Annotated in this window: 12 protein-coding genes and 1 riboswitch; of the genes, 8 read left to right on the top strand and 4 right to left on the bottom strand. The window is 68.4% G+C overall.

All coding sequences use genetic code 11. The annotated features are described in order from the left end of the window. The 4 genes from chrA (at position 1) to K8940_RS16485 (ending at position 6,373) form a co-directional block, all read left to right on the top strand. Positions 1-1,284 carry a chromate efflux transporter gene (gene chrA, locus K8940_RS16500; RefSeq protein ID WP_223391169.1) on the top strand — a complete coding sequence of 428 codons (1,284 nt, stop codon included), beginning with the start codon at positions 1-3 and terminating at the stop codon, positions 1,282-1,284. A gap of 98 nt (positions 1,285-1,382) precedes the next feature. Continuing rightward, entirely contained in the window at positions 1,383-2,132 is a 750-nt protein-coding gene (gene phaH / locus K8940_RS16495; RefSeq protein ID WP_223391168.1) for a phasin PhaH, read from the top strand. Between the two features lie 303 nt (positions 2,133-2,435). Further along, the gene (locus K8940_RS16490) at positions 2,436-5,450 is read left to right on the top strand and encodes a TonB-dependent receptor plug domain-containing protein (protein ID WP_223391167.1); all 3,015 of its coding nucleotides are present in this window, start codon (positions 2,436-2,438) and stop codon (positions 5,448-5,450) included. Positions 5,451-5,587: 137 nt separating this feature from the next. After that, positions 5,588-6,373, top strand: a complete 786-nt coding sequence (locus K8940_RS16485; protein ID WP_223391166.1) for a hypothetical protein — start codon at positions 5,588-5,590, stop codon at positions 6,371-6,373. Positions 6,374-6,420: 47 nt separating this feature from the next. Here the strand turns inward: K8940_RS16485 and K8940_RS16480 are convergent, their stop codons facing one another. Both K8940_RS16480 and meaB read right to left on the bottom strand, forming a co-directional pair. Continuing rightward, complete coding sequence (locus tag K8940_RS16480) at positions 6,421-6,771, bottom strand: hypothetical protein (RefSeq protein ID WP_223391165.1); 351 nt, start codon at positions 6,769-6,771, stop codon at positions 6,421-6,423. A gap of 203 nt (positions 6,772-6,974) precedes the next feature. Then, entirely contained in the window at positions 6,975-7,955 is a 981-nt protein-coding gene (gene meaB / locus K8940_RS16475; protein ID WP_223391164.1) for a methylmalonyl Co-A mutase-associated GTPase MeaB, read from the bottom strand. Positions 7,956-8,099: 144 nt separating this feature from the next. Here meaB and K8940_RS16470 point away from each other — a divergent pair, with 144 nt between their 5' ends. Next, complete coding sequence (locus tag K8940_RS16470) at positions 8,100-8,561, top strand: DUF4112 domain-containing protein (RefSeq protein ID WP_223391163.1); 462 nt, start codon at positions 8,100-8,102, stop codon at positions 8,559-8,561. On the opposite strand, the gene scpA is transcribed toward K8940_RS16470, so the two are convergent. Then, positions 8,558-10,708, bottom strand: coding sequence for a methylmalonyl-CoA mutase (gene scpA, locus K8940_RS16465; RefSeq protein WP_223391162.1), 2,151 nt, complete (start codon positions 10,706-10,708; stop codon positions 8,558-8,560). The genes K8940_RS16470 and scpA overlap by 4 nt on opposite strands. Before the next feature lie 4 nt (positions 10,709-10,712). Further along, positions 10,713-12,104, bottom strand: coding sequence for a methylmalonyl-CoA mutase family protein (locus tag K8940_RS16460; RefSeq protein ID WP_223395884.1), 1,392 nt, complete (start codon positions 12,102-12,104; stop codon positions 10,713-10,715). 255 nt (positions 12,105-12,359) lie between these two features. On the opposite strand from K8940_RS16460, the gene K8940_RS16455 reads away from it, so the two are divergent. The 3 genes from K8940_RS16455 to K8940_RS16445 all read left to right on the top strand — a co-directional run bounded on the left by K8940_RS16455 (position 12,360) and on the right by K8940_RS16445 (position 15,034). After that, complete coding sequence (locus K8940_RS16455; protein ID WP_223391161.1) at positions 12,360-13,367, top strand: NAD(P)H-dependent flavin oxidoreductase; 1,008 nt, start codon at positions 12,360-12,362, stop codon at positions 13,365-13,367. Between the two features lie 109 nt (positions 13,368-13,476). Continuing rightward, on the top strand, positions 13,477-14,217 hold the full coding sequence (locus tag K8940_RS16450; RefSeq protein ID WP_223395883.1) for a DUF2793 domain-containing protein: 741 nt from the start codon (positions 13,477-13,479) through the stop codon (positions 14,215-14,217). A 46-nt stretch (positions 14,218-14,263) separates the two neighbouring features. Next, positions 14,264-14,401: riboswitch (yybP-ykoY riboswitch) on the top strand. A gap of 57 nt (positions 14,402-14,458) precedes the next feature. Continuing rightward, the gene (locus K8940_RS16445; RefSeq protein WP_223391160.1) at positions 14,459-15,034 is read left to right on the top strand and encodes a TMEM165/GDT1 family protein; all 576 of its coding nucleotides are present in this window, start codon (positions 14,459-14,461) and stop codon (positions 15,032-15,034) included. Positions 15,035-15,052: the final 18 nt, after the last annotated feature.

The raw sequence follows: 15,052 nt of genomic DNA, 5'->3' as shown, positions 1-15,052 counted from the left end.
TTGAAGCTCAAGGCCGCCCCCAGCTTCGCGCAGGCCCTGCCGGTCTGGCTGAAGATCGGTCTGCTGGGCTTCGGCGGTCCGGCCGGGCAGATCGCGCTGCTGCATCGCGAGGTGGTCGAGCGGCGCGACTGGGTCGACGACGACGAGTTCGCGCGCGCCTTGAGCTTCTGCATGCTGCTGCCCGGGCCCGAGGCTCAGCAGTTGGCGACCTGGCTGGGGTGGCGACTGCACGGGATCCGCGGCGGTGTCGCGGCGGGCCTGCTGTTCGTGCTGCCGGGCCTGGCGGTGATGCTGGGCCTCTCCGCGCTTTATGTCGCCCATGGTCGCTCGGACTGGGCCGGTCCGGTGCTGCTGGGGCTGAAGGCCGCGGTGGTGGCCCTGGTGCTGCAGGCCCTGCTGAAGATCGGCAAGCGGGCGATCAAGGATCGCCTGGCCGCCTTCGTCTGCGGCGCGGCCTTCGCCCTGCTGGCCTTCACCACCGTGCCTTTCCCGCTGGTGATCCTGGCGGCCGGCGTCCTGGGCTGGGCGACGGCCAAGGACACGGGCCAGCCGGTCCTGGCCGGCAAGCCGCTGAAGGGGCAGGGCAAGACCGCGCTGGCGTGCCTGGCGCTGTGGCTGGCGCCGATCGCCCTGGCCTGGATCGTCGCGCCGGGCTCGACCCTGGCCTGGATGGGGCTGTCGTTCGGGGGGCTGGCGGCGATCAGCTTTGGCGGCGCCTACGCGGCCCTGGCCTATATCGGCCAGGCGGCCTCGGCGTTCGGCTGGCTGTCGGCGACTCAGATGCTGGACGGCCTGGGCTTGGCCGAGACCACGCCGGGCCCGCTGATCCTGGTCTTCGTCTTCGTGGGCTTCGTCGGGGCCTTCCAGGCCGCGCCGGCCGAGTGGGCCTGGGTCCTGGCCGTGCTGGGCGGGCTGATGGCGGCGTGGGTGACCTTCGCCCCCTCGTTCCTGTGGATCTTCGCCGGCGGGCCCCTGTTCGAGCGCTGGGGGCGGCGACCGCGCCCGTCGCGCGCGCTGTCCCTGATCTCGGCCGCCTCGGTCGGGGTGATCGGCCAGCTGGCCCTGTGGTTCGCCATCCATCTCTTCTTCCGCAGCGGCCAGACGATGGAGGTCGCGGGCGTGCTGCGGGTGATGCTGCCCGACCTCGCCAGTCTGGACTACGCGGCTCTGGGCCTGACCGTCCTGGCGCTGATGCTGACCTTCGCCACGCGCCTGCCGATGCTGGCGATGATCGCCGTCCTGGTGGTCGCGGGCGTGCTGCTGAAGGCGACGGGACTGAGTTGACCTAAGGGGAGCATTTTTGCGGTTGCGAACGCGTTTTCCGTGTTATGTTGCACCGCAATAGATCGCTGACGCCCCTCTGGCTCTGGGAGCAACTCCCCATGGTTTCGATCTTCACTTTTCTTCCCGAGTTCCAGGCCGACAAGGTCGAGCCCGAGACCGCGCCGCGCGTGGTGGTCGGGGCGGTCTCGCCGCTCTGGCTGATGTTCGGCGGCGCGGCCGCCGCGGGGGCCACCTACTGGTGGTGGGCCAACCGCTGGCGCGAGGCGGTGAACCTCGAAGCGCTGATGGCCTTGACGCCCGAGCCCGTGGCTCCGCCGGTCGAGAGCGTCGCGGTGCTGGAAGCCGCGCCCGAGCCGATCATCGAGGCCGAGCCGATCATCGAGGCCGTCGCCCTGGTCGCCGAGACGACCGAGGCGGTGCTGGACGAGGCCCAGGACATAGTCGAGACGGCCGCCGAATCCGTGGTCGAGGCCGTGGTCGCCGCCAACGAGGATGTCGCCGAGGCGGTGGTCGCGCCCGTGATTGAGGCCGAGCCCATCGTCACGGAGACCGTTGAGGCGGTCGCCGAGGCGCCGGTCGAGGTCGCCGAAGCCGCCGCGCCGGTGGTCGAGGCCGTCGCCGAGACCGCGCAGGGCGCCGCCGACGACCTGACCCGCCTGGTCGGTGTCGGTCCCAAGCTGGCCGCTTCGCTGGCGGAACTGGGCGTCACCACCTTCGGCCAGATCGCCGCCTGGACGCCTGACGAACTGGCCTCGTTCGACCAGCTGCTGAACCTGAAGGGCCGCGCCGAGCGCGACGCCTGGATCGCCCAGGCCAAGCGTCTGACCGCCACGCCCGCCGAAGTCTGAAAACTCTCGCAAACACCTAGAGGCCGCCGCTCGCCCCGGCGGCCTTTTTCGCGCGCGCCGATGGCGCTCGTCGATGTCCTTCCGCGCGCGTAATGCTTTCAGAAGGCTTCGGAATACGTACGAGAATGCGGCAAGTGCGTGCCGGATGCCACACTTCGCCCAAAATGCGACAAATAAACGACGCCGAGATTGCAGTGGAGCGACGAAGCAGATTGGTTGGCGTCTGCGGTAATTCGTCGCGTGCCAAGGGGGCTTGGTGGGGAGGCGTGCCGCGCATCCGCAATTCAAGGCGAAAATCCTCCAATGCTCACCCATCGTAGACATCTTCTGGCCTCGACGATCATCGCAGGGCTGGCGGTCGGCGTGGCCCTGCCGGCCATGGCCCAGACGGCCGCGCCGCTGCAGACCACCGAAGACGCCGCCAAGACCTCGGACAACGCCGAGGTCGAAGCCGTCGTGGTCACCGGCTCGCGCATCAAGCGCAACGAATTCAACAGCCCCGATCCCGTGCAAGTGATCACGGCTGACCAAGGCCGACTGAAGGGGATCGGCAACACGGCTCAGCTGCTGCAGTCGTCGACCATCGCCTCGGGCTCGCCGCAGATCACCGCGGCTGTCTCGAGCGCCTTCGTCACCGACGGCGGCCCGGGCTCGGAAACCATCTCGCTGCGCGGCCTCGGCGCCAACCGCACCCTGGTCCTGCTGAACGGTCGTCGCGCCGGCCCGGCCGGCGTGCGCGGCGGCGTGTCGGCCTTCGACCTGAACGTGCTGCCGGTGGCGGCCATCGACCGCGTCGAGATCCTGAAGGACGGCGCCTCGTCGATCTACGGTTCGGACGCTGTGGCCGGGGTGGTCAACATCATCACCAAGCGCGGCCAGGATGGCTTCACCGTCGACGCCTTCGCCAGCCAACCGCAAAAGCACGGCGGCGCCGAGTTCCGCAGCAGCGTCGGCTGGGGCAAGACCTTCTCGCGCGGCTTCTTCAACATCACGTACGATTACGCCAAGAAGACTGAGCAGACGAACGGCCAGCGCGGCTACACCAACTGCGGTCAGCAATACATCTTCGACGCCAGCGGCAAGCGCAAGGACACGATCGACCCGCGCACCGGCAAGACCCAGTGCCGCGACCTGCTGTACGATCAGGTCTGGCTGTACACCTTCCCGGACTTCGACGCCCCGAACGGTAAGCTGCAGTACAACTACGGCAACAACCTGGGCCAATACATCCCGCAGTATCCGGCGGGCGGCGCGGCCAACTATCCGGGCCTGCCGGCCAACTGGTTCGTGGTCGGCGACAGCCTCGACCCGGCCAACCCCGACATGGGCGTGCTGGACTACAACAGCCCGTATAACCTGGCCTCGTCCCTGACCCCGCGCACCGAGCGCAACACGGTCTTCGCCCAGGCCTCGTTCGACGTGAACGACCACGTCGAGGCCTATGGCGAAGTGCTGCTGAACCGCCGCGCCACCAAGACCAACGGCTATCGCCAGTTCTGGACCTACCTCTACACCGAGGACCTTGGCGACCCCTTCAGCACCGGCTTCACGGGGGACTTTGTCCTCAGCCCGACCCCGGTCACGCCGCTGAACCGCGCCGGCCAGAAGGTCGATTACCAGCGCTATGTCGGCGGCCTGCGGGGCGACTTCGGCAAGACGGGCTTCCTGAAGAGCTGGGACTGGGACATCTTCGCGCAGTACAGCCACAACAAGGGCCTGTATTCGCAGGACGTCATCCTGGCCGACGCCGTCAACAGCGCCGACGGCCGCAGCGACTTCGGCTCTTTCGGCCTGGGCCAGGCCAACTCGATCCCGCGCGCCACCGCCTCGTGCGTCGGCTACACTACGCCGGTCAGCAAGCGTAAGTGCGTGGACGTGAACTGGATGTCGGCCGACTTCCTGGCCGGCAAGTACACGCCCGAAGAGCAGGCCTTCCTGTTCGACACCGAAACCGGCAAGACCATCTACAAGCAGCTGGCCATCGAAGGTTCGGTCTCGGGCGACCTGTTCAAGCTGCCGGCCGGCATGGTCGGCGCCGCCTTCGGCGCGGCCTACCGCCGCGACGAGATCAATGACACCCCCGGTCCGATCACTCGGGCCGGCAACATCTGGGGTTCGTCGACCGCGGGCATCACCGCGGGCAAGGACAAGACCAAGGAGATTTACGGCGAACTGAGCGTGCCGATCTTCAAGGATCTTCCGTTCGCCCAATCGGTCGATCTGTCGCTGTCGGGCCGCTACACCGACGTCGACAGCTACGGCAGCGACGAAACCTACAAGATCGGCCTGAACTGGCAGGTCATCCCGTCGATCCGTCTGCGCGCCACGCGGGGCACCTCGTTCCGCGCCCCGGCGCTGTTCGAGCTGTACAAGAACGCCGAAACCTCGTTTGTCTCGCAACGTAACCTCGACCCCTGCATCCGCTGGCAGGCGGCGCTGACGGCGGGCACCCTGCCGCAGTACGTCGCCGACAACTGCAAGGCCGCCGGCATCCCGGGAACCTACACCGGCGCGGGCGCCCAGGCGACCGTGACTTCCGGTGGCGGCGCCGGTGCTCTGCAGGCCGAAACCTCGAAGGCTACGACCTACGGCGTGATCTGGACGCCGAAGTTCGCCGACCTGAAGGTGGCGGTCGACTACTTCGACATCGAGGTAAACGACGAGATCACCCAACTGGGCGCGGCCCGAATCGTCACGGGTTGCTACCGCTCGCTGAGCTTCCCGACTGATCCGCTGTGCTCGCTGTTCAAGCGCGGCCCGTCGGGCCTCGTCACGGCGGTGACCGACAATTACCTGAACATCGCCTCGCAGCTGAACAAGGGTCTGGACCTGACCGTCAACTACGGCCAGGATCTGCCCTGGGATGTCCGTCTGGACATGGAGCTGCAGTCGACCTGGCAGTTCAAGGACACCACGGCCCTGTTCGCTGACACCGTCGTCGACAGCAACGGCTTCGTGGGCGATCCGGACTGGACCGGCCAGTTGAACTTCCGCTTCACCAAGGGCGACTGGGCGGCTCTGTGGGGTATCGACATGGTCGGCAAGGCGTCCGACGCCGAAGACTATGCCGACAGCAACACGACCAAGACCACGTTCTACAAGGTCCACACCGAATTCACGGCCTATCACAGCATCTCCCTGCAGAAGAAGTTCGAGGACTTCACTCTGCTGGGCGGCGTGGCCAACCTGTTCGATGAGGCGCCTCCCCAAGTCAGCCAAAACGCCGGCAACTACAACATGGTCGGCCGCTCGGTGCTCTCGTCGCAGTACGACTACATCGGTCGTCGCCTGTTCGTCAGCTTCCAGGCGAAGTTCTAAGGGGCGGGCGGGGCGCGATCGCCGAGAGGCGTTTCGCGTCCTGTCGCCTCGGTCTACTCTAGAGGGGCGGCGGAGCGATCCGCCGCCCTTTGTTTTTCAGCCGCGGCCGCCGCGTCGCCTGATGGGAAGCCGCTTTCGTGAACGCCATCATCCGGGGCAAGCCCGACAATCTCGACACCATCGGCGAGCGCTTCGACCGGGCCCGCCTGGCTCAACCCGTCTTCCTGAACAGCGTGCCCAAGGCCGGCACCCACCTGATCCGCAACATCCTGCGGATGTTCGTCGCGCACGATCAGCATTGGCCGCGCGAGTATATCCAGCACGCCCTATTATCGCGCAGCCGCGACGCCTTCGATCCCAAGAAGCCGATGATCAGCTGGGGGCACATGCTGTTCTCGGACGAGTCGGCGGTGGCCCTGCGTGACGTGCGCCACATGGTGCTGGTGCGTGATCCCTACGATTGGGTGCTGGCGCGGGCGCGCTTCTACCTGTCCGACGAATTCCAGGGGAACCTGAACCACATCAAGGACGGCGGCGCCTCGGTCGAGGACGTCATCATGATGATGATCCTGGGCGCGCATGGCCGCGTGCCCGATCTGCGCGACATCTTCGCCATGAACGCCGTGGCGTGGATGGGCTCTCACGCCGTGATCGTCCGCTACGAGGACATCGTCGCCAACCTCAAGGACCTCGGCTCCAAGCGGGCCGAGGCCTTCTTCGGCCGGCTGCTGGCCGATTGCGGCCTCGAGCTGCCCGCCGACTGGCGCGAGCGGGTCGAGGCCGGCGCCGATCCCCGCGAGAGCCGCACTGCCCGCGAGAACCTACAGGTCACCGTCGAGGTGCCCAAGGTGCTGTCGGAGACCCACAAGCGGGTGGTGGACTTCCATGCGCCGGGCCTGCGGGCGCTTCTGGGGTATCAATAGGATAGGCCGTGGCGCCCGCCTCGACGGCGGACGCCACGGGCTGCGGTCTAGCGTGACGCCAGCGACTGGGGCAGGGCGGCGAGGTCGGCTTGCACCTTAGCCAGATCCTTGTCCGTGATGGCGCCGCCGAACTTCGGCGCCAGCGTGCGAAGGCTCTCGCGTTTGAACTTGTCGTACGCTGGATGGGTGGTCAGGCCCGGAATGTCGGCGTCGAGCGCCGCCTTGGCTGCCGGCGCCGCGACGAGGGTCTCGATCGGCGTGTCGATGCTCAAGGCCGGGCTGGGTGCTGGCGCGGCTTCGGCCGGGGGCGGCGGGACCGGTTCGGACTGCGCCAGGGCGGCGTTTCCGCCGACGAGGGTCAGGATCGCGGCGACCACGACGGGACGAATGGTAGGCATGGGGTCTCTCTCAAGAATTGGCGCCGCGACCCGCTTGGATAGCGTCGATCTAGGCGCTCCGTGGCTTGATGAATCCCGACGCTCCGCGCTTCGCCAAGCTGCGCGGTTTCACCCGCGCGCGTCGTTCGTGGAGCTGCCCTTTTTCTGAGCGCCGGATGCTTAGAACGTCCGGATCCGGGCGCTGGCCGCGGCGGCGGTGGGAGCTAGAGCCCGAACGCCGTCAGCAACCGGTCCGCCGCCAACGAGGCCGGCAGTTCGCCCTGCCGCACCGCCGTCTCCAGTTCTGGCGCGAGGGCCGCCACGGCGGGCGCGGTCTTGAAGGCGTCCTCCAGCCGATCGCGGACCATGGCCCACATCCAGCGGGCGTCCTGGTCGGCGCGGCGGGCGGCGCGGGCGCCGTTGGCGGTCATCACCTCGCGGTGGCGCTGGATCTGGGTCCAGATGACGTCGAGACCCTGGCCCGTCAGGCCCGAGGCGGTCAGCACCGGCGGCGTCCAGTCCGGACTGGCGGGCGTGAGGATGTGCAGGGCGTTGCGATAGTCGCGCGCCGAGCGCTCGGCCTTGGCCGGGTCGGCGTCGGCCTTGTTGATGACCAGGAGGTCGGCCAGCTCGATCAGGCCCTTCTTGATGCCCTGCAGCTCGTCCCCGCCGCCGGGGATCAGCACGGCCAGGAAGATGTCGACCATGTCGGCGACCACGGTCTCGGACTGGCCGACGCCGACGGTCTCGACGATCACCACGTCGAAGCCGGCCGCCTCGCACAGCAGCATGGCCTCGCGGGTCTTGCGCGCCACCCCGCCCAGGGCGCCGCCCGACGGCGAGGGGCGGATATAGGCGTTGGGCTGGACGCTTAGCCTTTCCATCCGGGTCTTGTCGCCCAGGATCGAACCGCCGTGCCGGCCTGAGGAGGGATCCACGGCCAGCACCGCCACCTTGTGGCCCGCCTCGACCAGGTCACAGCCAAAGCGCTCGATCGTCGTCGACTTGCCCGCGCCAGGCACGCCGGTGATCCCGATCCGTTGGGCGCGGCCGGTCAGCGGCATCAGGTGCGACAGCAGGGTCCGCGCCGCGGCCTGATGGTCGGCCCGTCGGCTCTCGACCAGGGTGATGGCGCGCGCCAGGGCGGCGCGGTCGCCGGCGACTAGGCGCTGCTCCAGGGTGTCGATGTCGAGGGCGGGGCTCACGAGACCTCGCTTAAAGGACGGCCGCGGCTCCGGAAACCAAAAGGGTCAAGACAGCGCGGAAAGCCGGCGGCGCTTGAAGCGCTCACCCGGGCCACGATCTTAGGCGTGAGCGCAACGGCGCGGCGGGAGAAACGTTCTGAGACCATGAGCGACGACATCTCCCTCTCTTCGGCCTATGCCGATCCGCAGGCCGATCCGAGCGCCAAGGCCCACCGGGCCTGGCGCGCGGCCGAAACGATCAAGCGCCTGTCCGACCGGCTGATCGGCGTCGGACCGGTGGGGATCGGGCTCGACGGCGTGCTGGCCTGGGTGCCGGGCGTCGGTCTCGCCTACGGTCTAGGCGCCGGCGGGCTGCTGCTGGTTCACGCCTTTCACGCCAAGGCCAGCCCCTCGACCCTGGCGCGGATGGCCGCCTATCTCGCCGCCGACAACCTCTCCGACACCGTGCCGGTCCTGGGCTGGGCCGTCGACACCCTGTTCCCCGGCCACCTGATGGCCGCCAAGGCCCTGCAGAAGGACATCGAGGCCCGTCACGGCCTGCCCGAGGACGTGGCCCTGGAGCGCGGGAAGAAGCGGCGCGGGCTGTTCCGCAGGAAGGGCGGCTAGGCCGCTTCTTGCGTGTAGCCCAACTGGCGGTTCAACTGGTCCAGCAGTTCGATCGCCGCCTCGGCGATGACCGTGCCGGGCGGGAAGATCGCCACGGCGCCGGCGTCGCGCAGGGCCTGGAAGTCCTGGGGCGGGATGACGCCGCCCACGACCATCAGGATGTCGTCGCGGCCCTGCTTGGCCAACTCCGCCTTCAATTCCGGGGCCAGGGTCAAGTGGCCGGCGGCCAGCGAGCTGGCCCCCACCACGTGGACATCGTTCTCCACCGCCTGGCGGGCGGCCTCGGCCGGGGTCTGGAACAGCGGGCCGATATCGACGTCGAAACCCAGGTCGGCGAAGGCGGTGGCGATCACCTTCTGGCCCCGATCGTGGCCGTCCTGGCCCATCTTGGCGATCAGGATGCGCGGGCGCCGGCCGTCGGCCTGTTCGAAGGCCTCGACCATGGCCTTGGCGCGGGCGGTCGTCGGATCGCTGCCGGCCTCCTTCATATAGACCCCCTGGATCGACTTGATCTCGGCCCGGTGGCGGCCGAAGACCTTCTCCATGGCCAGGCTGATCTCGCCGACCGTGGCCTTGGCGCGGGCGGCGTCGACGGCCAAGGCCAGCAGGTTGCCGGTCCCGCGCGCGCCATCCTCCAGCGCCTTCAGGGCGCGTTCGGTCTCGGCCGGGTCGCGCTCGGCCTTCAGGCGGGCCAGCTTCTCGAGTTGTTGAGCCCGCACCGAACCGTTGTCGACCTTCAGCATCGGGATGTCGTCGGCGACCGCGGGCTTGTAGCGATTGACGCCGACCACGCTCTGGCGATTGGCGTCGATGCGGGCCTGGGTCTTGGCGGCGGCTTCCTCGATGCGCAGCTTGGGGATGCCCTGCTCGATGGCCTTGGCCATGCCGCCGGCGGCCTCGACCTCCTCGATGTGGGCCAGCGCCTTCTGGGCCAGCTCGTAGGTCAGGCGCTCGACATAGTAGCTGCCGCCCCAGGGGTCGGCGACGCGGGTCGTGCCGCTCTCCATCTGCAGGAACAGCTGGGTGTTGCGGGCGATGCGGGCCGAGAAGTCGGTCGGCAGGGCCAGGGCCTCGTCCAGAGCGTTGGTGTGCAGGCTCTGGGTCTGGCCGTTCACGGCGGCCATGGCCTCGACGCAAGTCCGCGAGACGTTGTTGAACACGTCCTGGGCCGCCAGCGACCAGCCGCTGGTCTGGCTGTGAGTGCGCAAGCTGAGCGAGCGGTCGTCCTTGGGCTCGAACTCGCGCTTCATCAGGCGGGCCCACAGCAGGCGGGCCGCGCGCATCTTGGCGACCTCCATGAAGTAGTTCATGCCGATCGCCCAGAAGAACGACAGGCGCGGGGCGAAGGTGTCGATGCTCATGCCCGCCGCGACGCCGGCGCGGGCGTATTCGACGCCGTCGGCCAGGGTGTAGGCGAGCTCCAGGTCGGCCGTCGCTCCGGCTTCCTGCATGTGGTAGCCGCTGATCGAGATCGAGTTGAACTTGGGCATGTTCGCCGAGGTGAAGGCGAAGATGTCCGAAATGATCCGCATCGAGGGCGCGGGCGGATAGATGTAGGTGTTCCGCACCATGAACTCTTTGAGGATGTCGTTCTGGATCGTCCCCGAAAGCTTGTCGGGCGTGACGCCCTGTTCCTCGGCCGCGACGATGTAGAGCGCCAAGATCGGCAGCACCGCGCCGTTCATGGTCATCGAGACGCTCATCTTGTCGAGCGGGATGCCGCTGAACAGCGTGCGCATGTCCAGGATCGAGTCGATGGCCACGCCCGCCATGCCGACGTCGCCCTTCACCCGTTCGTGGTCTGAGTCATAGCCCCGGTGGGTGGCCAGATCGAAGGCCACCGACAGGCCCATCTGACCGGCCGCCAGATTTCGGCGGTAGAAGGCGTTGCTGTCCTCGGCCGTCGAGAAGCCCGCGTACTGGCGCACCGTCCACGGGTTGGTCACGTACATGGTCGGGTAGGGGCCGCGCACGAACGGCGCGACGCCCGGGAAGCCGCCGGTGAAGTCCAGGCCCGCCGCGTCGTCCGCGTCATAGGCCGGGGCGACCGCGACGCCCTCGGGCGTGTTCCAGGCCTCACCTTCCGGCGCGGGCGCCGAAGGGACCTCGGCGAAGTCAATCTTGGTGAAGTCGGGGAACTTGCTCATAACCTCAAGCTCCTTCGAAGGCGGCGGCGAAGCGCACCGGCGTCAGGGCCGGGCACTTGCTGTCGGGGCCGGGCAGGCGGACGTCGGGACCGGCGACGGCGAAGGCGGCCGCGTCGGGGGTCTCGACCTCCGGCGTCTTGTCGTCGGCGTTGGGGAAGACGGTGACGCCCAGGATCTTGCGGCTCTTGTCGGCGAAGGCGGCTTCCTGGACGCCGCGGGTCTTGGCGACGGCGTTGGCGACAACACCGCTCTCCAGCGCCTTGACGACCCCACCGGCGGCCTCGATGGCCTGGAAGCCGCCCCAGGCGGCGCGGGCCAGTTGGTCGGTCAGGCTGTCCAGGTACCAGGCCCCGCCGGCCGGATCGGCGACGCGGCCCAGGTTGCTCTCTTCCATCAGCACCAGCTGGGTGTTGCGGGCCTGGCGGCGGGCGAAGGCGGTGGGCAGGCCGATGGCGTCGGTGAAGGCGTCCAGCACGATGGCGTCCGCCCCGCCGACCGCGCCGGCGAACCCGGCCGAGGTCAGGCGCAGCAGGTTCGTCCAGGCGTCGGCCTTGGCCAGCATCCGGCGCGAGGAGCGGGCTTCGATCCGGGTCGCGACGCTGACGCCGCAGGCTTCCGTCAGTCGCGCCCACATCGCCTTGGCGGCCCGAACCTTGGCGACGCCCGTGAAGTATTCGCCGTCCAGGCTGACGCCCAACACGATGCGGCCGAAGGCGTCCTCCATGGACAGACCCGAGCGCACCAGGGCCTTGGCGTAGGCCAGGGCGCTGGCGGTCATCACGGCTAGCTCCTCGGTGTTCGAGCCGCCGGCCTCGTGGGCGGCGCGGCCCGTGGCCAGGAACAGGCTGGCCTTGGCGTAGGTCCCGGCCAGGCGCGCGGCGACCGTGGCGGCGTTGAAGACATGGCCCTCGATCGGACCAGGGCTCGCGCCGGTCTGGGCGAAGGCGGTGAGGGGGTCCAGGTGGAAGGCCAGCGGCGCGTTCGGCGCGGCCTTGGCCAGGGTTCCCAGCCAGTCGGCGGCCTTGGGGCCCAGAAAGCCCGCGTCCAAGGCGACGGGGGCCAGGTCCAGCAGCACGCCCGACAGCGCCTTGGCCAGATCATCGACCGACCCGATCGCGACGCCGTTCGCGCCAGTCGGGTCCAGCTGCAGGAGCGCCGAGGCCGCGCCGTTCTCCAGATCGATCAGGATGTCCTTGCCCGCATGGGCCGGATCGGGATGGGCGGCGCGGACGCGCAGGTCCCAGGGACGCTCGGGATCACGGGCCCGCAGGTCCCGGGCGACGGCCACGCCGTCTCGCGCGGTGTACAGCGGCTGGATCGTCAGGCCGTCGGGGGTGGTGACGGTGAGGGCCTCGTCGAAGCTCTGGCCTTTCAAGGTCTTTTCGACCAGCGTCATCCAGCGCGCGCGGGTGGCGTCGTCGCCTTGAGCGCCAAAATCCTCGGCCAGGGGCGTCGTCGCCACGGTCAAAGCGTCTCTCTCCTGCGGTGCAGCATTTTTTGCTTTTCGTTCGTGATGCGCCCCTGCCGTTAGGGCCGTCAAGCCTTGCGCCAAGTCTTCTCTTCACCTTGCATCTGGGCCAAACGCGCGTTTAATCTGATCGGTGATCACATATTCGGCGTCTCAAGCCGACCTCCAAAGGGGAGCCTCTTCATGGCCTTGCCGCCCATCCTGCGTGACCGTCTGCGCCTGCCGGTCATCGCCTCGCCGCTGTTCATCATCAGCAATCCCGACCTGGTGATCGCCCAGTGCAAGGCCGGGATCGTCGGTTCGTTCCCGTCGCTGAACGCCCGGCCCCTGTCGCAACTGGACGAGTGGCTGGCTCGGATCACCGAGGAGCTGGCGGCCTATGACAAGGCCCACCCCGAAGCGCCGTCGGCGCCGTTCGCGGTCAACCAGATCGTCCACAAGACAAACAACCGCCTCGAAGACGACATCGCGATGTGCGTCAAATACAAGGTGCCGGTGGTCATCACCTCGCTGGGCGCGCGCGAGGACCTGAACCAGGCGATCCACTCGTACGGCGGCATCACCCTGCACGACGTCATCACCGACCGCTTCGCCCGCAAGGCCATCGAGAAGGGCGCGGACGGTCTGATCCCGGTCGCGGCCGGCGCCGGCGGTCACGCCGGCACCCTGTCGCCGTTCGCCCTGATCCAGGAGATCCGCCAGTGGTTTGACGGGCCGGTGGCGCTGTCGGGCTCGATCGCTTCGGGCCGCTCGATCCTGGCCGCCCAGGCCATGGGCGCGGACCTGGCCTATATCGGCTCGGCCTTCATCGCCACCGAGGAGGCCAACGCCATCGAGGGCTACAAGCGGGCGATCGTCGAGGGCCAAGCCGACGGCATCGTCTATTCGAACCTGTTCACCGGCGTGCACGGCAACTACCTGCGCGCGTCGATCGTCAACGCGGGTCTCGATCCCGACAACCTGCCGCAGAGCGATCCGTCGAAGATGAGCTTCGGCTCGGGCGGCAACCAGGAAGCCAAGGCTTGGCGCGACATCTGGGGTTCGGGCCAGGGCATCGGCGCGATCAAGGAAGTGCTGCCGGCCGCCGAACTCATCGCCAAGTTCGCGGCGGAGTACGAGCAAGCCAAGGCCGAACTGGCGGCCAAGACGGCGCTTACCTCCGGAAATCACTTGGCTTTCGCCGCCGAGTAGACGGGTGAAGCACGGGGGTGGAGCACGCTTCGTCCCCGGTCCTCGCGGCGACGTGATGCTGGGAGCGATCTCAATCCGCTCCCGGAGCCGCACCCAAATGCCCGACCCGATCTTCGATGACGTCACGCCTCGCCTCGGCCTGCCCTATGTGGTCGCCGCCCAGGCGCAGAAGCACATCCCGATCAACGAAAGCCTCGCTCGGCTGGACGGCCTGGTGCAACTGGCTGTCGAGAGCCGCGCGGTCGTGGTCCAGCCGGGCAGTCCCGCCGCTGGAGGCGTCTGGATCCTGCCGGCCGGCGCGACGGGCGCGGCCTGGGCGGGGCAAGCGGCTGGAACCCTGATGCGCTTCGAGGCGGGCGCTTGGGAGGCCATGGCCCCCGCCGAGGGCGTGCTGGCCTGGGTCAAGGACGAGAACCAGATGGTCGCCTTCGACGGCGTGGCCTGGATCCCGCTGTCGGCCACCTTCCGCAGCACGACGGCCGCCGCCTCGCCGAACCTGGCCAACACCCGGCTGGAGATTGTCGAGCAGGAGGTGACGCTGACGGGCTCCTCGACCGCGACGACGATCGTCATTCCCAATCGCGCCATCGTGCTGGCGGTCTCGACCCGCACCACGGTCGCGGTGACGGGGGCGACCGCTTACAACTGTGGGGTCGCGGGCGAGGTCGGCAAGTTCGGCGGCTCGCTGGGCGTTGCGAAGAACGCCAGCAATATCGGGGTGATCGGGCCGACGGCCTACTATGCCGACACGCCCGTGCTGCTGACGGCCGTGGGCGCGAATTTCACGGCCGGCAAGGTGCGGGTGGCGATCCACGTTCTAAGGTTCGACGCGCCGGCCGCGGTCGCCTGATGCGCTGACTTGGCGCGTTGACGGCGCGGGCTCCCTCGGCTAAACGCCGCCTCACCTTTGGGGAGTAGCCGCCCGCGCCTATCAGCGGGCCCCGCCGTCAACATACTTGATCTCCGGATCATGGCGCGGGGAAGGGAAGCGGACTTGCAGCTTCCTTGGCGAGACCAATGGCGCCGATTTCCATCCGGGCCGGGTGGGCGTCGACGCTATTGGCATGCGCCCGGCCCGGAGGACTTTTTCAGTGGAATCCCTGCTCGTCTCGACCCTGGTCGTGGCTATCGCCGAGATCGGTGACAAGACCCAGCTGCTGGCCATCATCCTGGCCACGCGGTTCAAGAAGCCCGTGCCGATCATCCTGGGCATCCTGGTCGCCACCCTGGCCAACCACGCCCTGGCCGCGACCGCCGGCTACTGGGTCGCGGACTTCCTGAGCGGCGCCTGGTTCAAGTGGGCGATCGCCGTCTCGTTCATCGCCATGGCCGCCTGGGCCCTGATCCCCGACAAGGCCGATAACGAGGAAGGGACCAGCGCCGGCCGCTACGGCGTGTTCGTGACCACGGCCATCGCCTTCTTCCTGGTCGAGATGGGCGACAAGACCCAGATCGCCACCGTGGCGCTGGGCGCCAAGTTCCACTCGATCTTCTGGGTCGCCGCCGGCACTACCCTGGGCATGATGCTGGCCAATGTCCCGGCCGTGTATCTGGGCGAGGTGGCGACCAAGGTCGTGCCGCTGAAGTATGTCCGCATCGGCGCGGCGCTGATCTTCCTGTTGCTGGGCCTGTGGCAGGTGGCCGAGCTGACTGGGTTGTTGAAGTAGGCGCCTCGCGCTGGCTAT

The organism is Caulobacter segnis, assembly GCF_019931575.1.
GTDB lineage: Bacteria > Pseudomonadota > Alphaproteobacteria > Caulobacterales > Caulobacteraceae > Caulobacter > Caulobacter segnis_C.
This window is presented reverse-complemented; position numbering and strand designations above follow the sequence as displayed.

Coding starts and splice junctions, on each gene's coding strand:
- K8940_RS16460 (WP_223395884.1), bottom strand. CDS start 12,104: ATGACGCTGGTCGAAAAGACCTTGAAAGGCCAGAGCTTCGACGAGGCC.
- phaH (WP_223391168.1), top strand. CDS start 1,383: ATGGTTTCGATCTTCACTTTTCTTCCCGAGTTCCAGGCCGACAAGGTC.
- K8940_RS16480 (WP_223391165.1), bottom strand. CDS start 6,771: ATGCCTACCATTCGTCCCGTCGTGGTCGCCGCGATCCTGACCCTCGTC.
- K8940_RS16455 (WP_223391161.1), top strand. CDS start 12,360: ATGGCCTTGCCGCCCATCCTGCGTGACCGTCTGCGCCTGCCGGTCATC.
- K8940_RS16490 (WP_223391167.1), top strand. CDS start 2,436: ATGCTCACCCATCGTAGACATCTTCTGGCCTCGACGATCATCGCAGGG.
- scpA (WP_223391162.1), bottom strand. CDS start 10,708: ATGAGCAAGTTCCCCGACTTCACCAAGATTGACTTCGCCGAGGTCCCT.
- K8940_RS16470 (WP_223391163.1), top strand. CDS start 8,100: ATGAGCGACGACATCTCCCTCTCTTCGGCCTATGCCGATCCGCAGGCC.